The following is a 2,435-nucleotide window of genomic DNA, read 5'->3' as shown; positions in this document are numbered from 1 at the left end:
CAAGCCCTCTGGCACTGCCTCCCGCCAGATATTTCTGCACTACTTCCTGCTTGAACTTCACATCGTACTTCGCCATGAAAAACACCCCAAAGGTTGGATTTATGTCCAACTTTTGGGGTGCAGTTCAGCTCGCGCGTGGTTTTTTCTTGCCGGGAAGGCAGTAGCCGGGATCAGGCGAAGTTCTTGGCCACGAAGTCCCAGTTGATGATGCCCCAGTAGTTCTCGACATACTTGGCGCGTGCGTTGCGGTAGTCGATGTAGTAGGCGTGTTCCCACACGTCGACCGTCAGCAGCGGCTTGCTGTCGGTGGTCAGCGGGGTGCCGGCGCCGGTGGTGTTGACGATGTCCAGGGTGCCGTCAGCCTTCTTGACCAGCCAGGTCCAGCCGGAACCGAAGTTGGCCAGGCCCTGCTTGGTGAACTCGGCCTTGAAGGCGTCGAAGCCGCCCCACTTGGCATTGATGGCGTCAGCCAGCGCGCCGCTCGGAGCGCCTTGACCCTTCGGGGTCAGGCCGTTCCAGTAGAAGGTGTGGTTCCACACCTGGGCGGCGTTGTTGAAGATGCCACCGGAAGACTTCTTGATGATTTCTTCCAGGGACAGGTTTTCGAATTCGGTACCCGGGATCAGGTTGTTCAGGTTGGTCACATAGGTCTGATGGTGCTTGCCATAGTGATATTCCAGGGTTTCCTTGGAAATCGTGGGCGCCAGCGCGTCCAGATCGTAAGGCAGTGCCGGAAGGGTATGTGCCATGATGAATCCTTTCAGTCTTGTTGGTTTGCTACGAAGGGGTCTTTTCCGAACCTGAGATTCTAAAGCGGAAGACAATTCTTTGCACTCGATCAAATGCCCTGCCGGTCGGCTTCTTTCACGTCCCGGCCGGGTAATGCGAATGGTTCTTGCTGGCGTGGCGCCTGTCCGCGAGGCAAGGAAAACCGTAGATGCCAGTGGTGGAAAGACGTTCCAGCTCATCCTTCACCTGTGTGCCGGACGTGCGAGGCCGAACGGGCCGGGAACCGTCCCCGGCCGGCGTTATAAGCTGATGAGAAAAAAGTCTGCCACAGCTGTCAAGCGTAGCGCTTTTCCCTTCAATCCAGCCGTGGCTGCACGCTGGCAATGCCGACCTCGGCGCTGCCCTGGGCCAGGCGGATGGTGATCTCGCTGCGGGCGGCCAGCTCGGCCGGTGCGTGTAGCACCCGCCCCTGACGGTCACTGACGATGGCGTAGCCGCGTTCCAGCGTGCGTTGCGGGTTCAGCAGTTCCAGCTGCGCATTCAGGCTGGCCAGCGCCTGGCCTTGCTGGGCCTGGCGGCTCGCCTGGGCATCCTGCAGGCGGCGCGCCAGCTCGCCCAGGTCACGCCGGGCGTGGGTGGTGTCGGGCATCTGGTGCGCCAGGTGGGTGGCGGCCTGCTGCAGGCGATGGCGCATGCGCGTCAATGGCACGCGGTTGGCATGGGATAGGCGGGTTTGCAGGGCCGCCAGCTTGACCCGCTCATGGGCGATGGTGGCGCCCGGGTTGACCAGGCGGCGTGCCAGCCAGTCCATGTTCTGGGCGCGGTCGGCGAGGCTGCGGCGCAGGGCGCGGGTGAGCTCGCCCGCATGGCCGCGCAGTTCGGCCAGCCAGTCTTCACGGGCGGTGGCGGCCAGCTCGGCGGCGGCGGTCGGCGTAGGGGCGCGCAGGTCGGCGGCGAAGTCGGCAATGGTGAAATCGGTCTCGTGGCCGACGCCGGAAATGACCGGCATGGGCGCGGCGACGATGGCGCGGGCCACCACCTCTTCATTGAAGGACCACAGGTCTTCGATGCTGCCTCCGCCCCGGCAGACCAGCAGCACGTCGCACTCGGCGCGGGCCGAGGCGGTCTGGATGGCGGTGGCGATGCGCTGGGCCGCGCCTTCGCCCTGCACCGGCGTGGGATAGAGCACCACCTCCACGTGCGGCGCCCGGCGGCGCAGCGTGGCCAGCACATCGCGCAGGGCGGCGGCCTGGGGGCTGGTGACGATGCCGATGCGGCGCGCAAAGCCCGGCAGGGGGCGCTTGCGTTCGCGGGCGAACAGGCCTTCGCGCTCCAGCCTTTCCTTCAGCTGCACGAAGGCAGCGTAGAGGTCGCCCACGCCGGAGCGGCGGATGGCTTCCACGTTCAACTGGTAGTCACCCCGTGGCGCGTAGAGCGTGACCAGGGTGCGTACCTCGACCTTGTCGCCCTCGCGCGGCATGAAGCCGGCGTACTGGGCGCGGCCTTTGAACATGACCGCGCGGACCTGGGCGCCGTCATCCTTGAGATTGAAATACCAATGGCCGGAGGCGGCGCGGGTGAAGTTGGAGATTTCGCCCTTGACCCAGATCAGCGGGAAATTGCGCTCCAGCATGCGTGCCACCGCCTGGTTCAGCGCGGAGACCGTCAGCATGGGCGGTCCGCCCTCGCTGGCAGCGCCTGCGGGC

General features: G+C 64.9%; 2 protein-coding genes. Both read right to left on the bottom strand.

All coding sequences use genetic code 11. From position 1 onward, the window contains the following. Window positions 1–170: 170 nt before the first annotated feature. Window positions 171–749 (bottom strand): superoxide dismutase [Fe], encoded by a 579-nt coding sequence (sodB, locus tag HBH1_RS24700; protein ID WP_077236539.1) that lies wholly within the window; start codon window positions 747–749, stop codon window positions 171–173. A 335-nt stretch (window positions 750–1,084) separates the two neighbouring features. After that, the gene (gene xseA, locus HBH1_RS24695) at window positions 1,085–2,401 is read right to left on the bottom strand and encodes an exodeoxyribonuclease VII large subunit (protein WP_102664750.1); all 1,317 of its coding nucleotides are present in this window, start codon (window positions 2,399–2,401) and stop codon (window positions 1,085–1,087) included. Between the last annotated feature and the right edge of the window lie 34 nt (window positions 2,402–2,435).

This window comes from Herbaspirillum sp. BH-1, from assembly GCF_002870055.1.
GTDB lineage: Bacteria > Pseudomonadota > Gammaproteobacteria > Burkholderiales > Burkholderiaceae_D > Herbaspirillum > Herbaspirillum frisingense.
The sequence above is the reverse complement of the archived record's forward strand: the minus strand, read 5'-3'. Positions and strand labels throughout refer to the sequence as shown.